This window comes from Streptomyces sp. NPDC060366 (assembly GCF_042725135.1).
Taxonomy (GTDB): Bacteria; Actinomycetota; Actinomycetes; order Streptomycetales; family Streptomycetaceae; genus Streptomyces.
Genome location: NZ_JBHXDC010000043.1, coordinates 1 through 3439 on the forward strand (window position 1 = coordinate 1; position 3439 = coordinate 3439).

Below are 3439 nucleotides of genomic sequence, written 5' to 3' on the forward strand. Positions count from 1 at the left end.
GCCGCTCCGGCCGACAGGAGCAGCACCAGGACGGCGAGCAGGGTCACCGCGGGCATCAGTGACGGTGTCGCCGGGGCGGGCGCCGGCGACTGCGGCTCGGGCGGTACTGGCCGGGCGGCAGGGACGGGGGCCGTGCCGGTGAGGGCGGGGGCGGTCGGGTTGGTGTTCATCAGGGTTCGCTCCTTCGGTAGTTGGGCGGTACGTGGAGGTCACAGTCGTCGCCGGGCGGAGGTCGTTCCAGTTCTCGCGAATCCGCCGGCGCCGGGGCCTGCGAGGCGGTCTCGTACGGATTCGCGAGCGCTTGACGGACCCCTCGCGGCGGCCCTCGGTGGCCGCTCGTTCCATCTGGGTTATGGGGTGGCGGCGGCCGGATGTGACGCCGACCTGCACTGTGCGACGTCGGCGGGCAAGCCCCGCAAGTCCCTTCAGGACTGCGGAGGCGCCTACCGACTAGCTGGTGCGCGGGTCTACTGCCCTTCCTGGACCGCAAGGGGTGCCCGCGTGCGCACGTGCACGCGCGCACGCCTTTCGCGCGCGACCCCCGACCGGCGCTCAGCGACGGGTGTTCTGGCTCCGCCAGGTGTTCGACCGGAGGGCCGTACGGGCACCCGCCCGCCCCGGACGCGCCGCGCGTCGGCCCGCCCCGGCAGACCCGGCCGGGGCGGGCGCGCGAGCATGGGCCCGCGCGTTCAACTCCCCAGCCCCACACGTCCACCTGGCGGAACGGATGGACGGGGCCGTGGAAGGGGTGACCCGGTGGCGGTCATGGCGGTCCGTCAGGACGGCTAGATGTCACCTCCGCCGGACAGCAGGGCTGCCCGGCGGGAGAGCAGGAGCAAGACCGTCGGCAGGAGCGCGCCGAGTCGGCCGCACCACGACTTTCGGCGGGTCTGCACCGGCACCCTCAAACCGGCCAGCTTCGCTCAAGGCACTGCTACAGCTTCGCAACATTGGGCGCACCGGCCGCCTGTCGCCCGTATCAACATCTTCATGGCCGTCACCCCCTCCCGCCGCTCTGGCCGAGCCGCCCGGCTGCAGCGGGTCGCCCGTCGCCGCAGCCGGCCTGCGGCCCGCCGCGTTGCCGCTCCGATCGGCTCCCGCCCGCCAGGCCGACGTCGCCGCACCCCCGCGCCCATGTCTCCCGCCGCCCGGCAATCGTTTGTTGTCGCGCCCACGGACTGGTGGACGCGCATCCAACAGGCCGTAGGGACCGTGGCCGCCCTGGGTACCCTCGTCGTGATCGTCTTCTCTTGGCAGTCGATCAAGCAGGTCGAGGATGAGCACGCACTCACCCGCAAGGGGCAGGTCACTGACCGCTACAACACCGCCGTCGGGGACATCGGCGAGGACTCCCTGGAGATACGTCTGAGCGGCATCTACGCCCTGCAGCGCATCATGGAGGAATCCCCCCATGACCAGCCCTCCATCATCAACATCCTGTCCGCCTACATCCGCAACCACGCCAAGGAACCGAAACCGGAACCGATCATCCCCGAGGGCCCAACCAGCGACATCCAGGCGGCCCTCACCGCACTCGGCAATCGGGACCCCTCCTATGACAGCACCGCCCGCATAGACCTGCACGGGGCGTACCTGGCCCGCGCAAACCTGGAGGGTGCGTACCTGGGTGGCGCGCACATGGACGACGTGAACCTGAGCGTCGCGATGTTGGACCGCGTGAACCTGAGCGGCGCCAGCCTGGACCGCGTGAACCTGAGCGGCGCCAGGCTGGAGCGCGCGAACCTGAGCGGCGCCAGCCTGTACTTCGCGGACCTGCGCGGCGCGTACCTGAGCCGCGCAAACCTGAAAAATATGTGGTTGCTCGGCGCGAAACTGGACCACGCGAATCTGCAAGGCGCGGACCTGACCGACACAGACCTGAACCTCGCGAAGCTGGGCGACGCGAAGCTGGACGGCAGGAAGCGATAGCGCCTCCACTCTGCTTGGGTCCGCGGCTCGTCACCGACGAGGTCAGCAACAAGGGGCGGGGTGGGCACGACCAGCACGAGGAGTTACAGACTCTGGGAAGCCCGAAGACCGGATGAGGAGGCCCTGGGCGCGCGGCCCAGGGCTTGGCAAGACCCCCACCGCCTGGTCCCTCGACGCGCCGCGCCGACCTGCCCGCGCCCTTCTCTCTTCTTCTGCAGCGGGCGGGGAGGTGGGGCTCAGAGGGGGATGTCAGACACTCGACCATGAGAAAAACCGTGCTTGACCTGGGACGGTGTCCGACCGTGGGCCGGGGGCCCGCAAGGGGCTAAGCAAGGCCCTACGCAGGTCCCTACGCAAGAGGCTGAGCAACTGCCTAAGCAACTGCCTAAGCAACGCCCCCTACGCAACGGGTGGCGGCGGTGAGCGGCTACGCCACCCATCATTTGATGTGCCCTCAAGTCCTGGTGTCTGCCGGATTCGTGGGCGGAACCCGCAGCCAAGGTCCGCTGCGGTGGTCGGGCACCGGCGCCACCACGGCGGACGTCGACCGCTGCTGGCAGTCCTTCCTCCGCCGCTTCGACCTCGAACACACCTTCCGCATGCTGAAGCAGACCCTCAGCCGGACCCGGCCGAGGCTTCGCACCTCGGCCGCAGCGGACCGCTGGACCTGGCTCGTGATCGCCGCCCACACCCAGCTCAGACTCGCCCGCCCGCTGGCCACCGACCTCCCCGCCCGTGGGAAAAACCGGCCCAGCCGGACAAGCTCACCCCCGCACGAGTCCGACGCGGGCTCAGGAACCTCCACACGAAGGCCGGCTCCCCAGCCGGTGCACAGAAACCCACCCGCCCCGGACCCAGCCGGCCACCCGGCTCGAAGAACCGTCGCCCGCCACCCGCCACGACGTGGGCAGAATCCTCGCCACAGGTCAGGCATACGCCCGCCCCGCCCACCACAAGAAGGGCACCAAACCCCGGCGAACCAGTTAAAAAAACAAGCTCAGCCCGCGGCCAGCCCGCTGAGGTGGGCGGGCTGCGGGCTGAGATGTCTGCGTCCGATCCCGCGGGCTCAGGCAGCCGAGGCCTTCACGCCCCCCTTGCCTCGGTAGTCCGGAGTCTGCGTCTTCTTCTGAGACTGCTTGTGCTGCTCGGTACCCGTCGTGGTCTTGGCTGCGGTCGCCTTCTTCTGCGCCCGAAGCTTGGCGGTCCGTTCGGTGACGCAGGTGTCGTAGCCGCCACAGTCGACGCGGGCCTGCTGGTAGAGCGGGTCCGCGTTCGACTCGGTCGCCTTCTTCGTCGACTTGGCCACGGCCCTGGCCTTCTTCTTCTCGACTTCCTTGTTCTTGGCGGCCTCTTGCTTCTCGTCTGCGGCCTGGGTCCGAAGCTTGGCGGTCCGTTCGGTGACGCAGGTGTCGTAACCGCCACAGTCGACGCGGGCCTGCTGGTAGAGCGGGTCCGCGTTCGACTCGGTCGCCTTCTTCGTCGACTTGGCCACGGCCCTGGCCTTCTTCTT

At 69.6% G+C, this 3439-nt stretch carries 2 protein-coding genes and 1 pseudogene; 2 read left to right on the forward strand and 1 reads right to left on the reverse strand.

The genetic code is table 11. The annotated features are described in order from the left end of the window. Positions 1-1134: 1134 nt before the first annotated feature. Both ACFWHU_RS38325 and ACFWHU_RS38330 read left to right on the forward strand, forming a co-directional pair. Positions 1135-1929 carry a pentapeptide repeat-containing protein gene (locus tag ACFWHU_RS38325; protein WP_387230959.1) on the forward strand — a complete coding sequence of 265 codons (795 nt, stop codon included), beginning with the start codon at positions 1135-1137 and terminating at the stop codon, positions 1927-1929. Positions 1930-2435: 506 nt separating this feature from the next. Further along, positions 2436-2916, forward strand: a pseudogene (locus tag ACFWHU_RS38330) (transposase); the annotation flags it as partial. A gap of 79 nt (positions 2917-2995) precedes the next feature. On the opposite strand, the gene ACFWHU_RS38335 reads toward ACFWHU_RS38330, so the two are convergent. Next, the coding region (locus tag ACFWHU_RS38335; protein WP_387230961.1) for a hypothetical protein at positions 2996-3439 on the reverse strand (444 nt) is incomplete at its 5' end.

Coding starts and splice junctions, on each gene's coding strand:
- ACFWHU_RS38325 (WP_387230959.1), top strand. CDS start 1,135: ATGTCTCCCGCCGCCCGGCAATCGTTTGTTGTCGCGCCCACGGACTGG.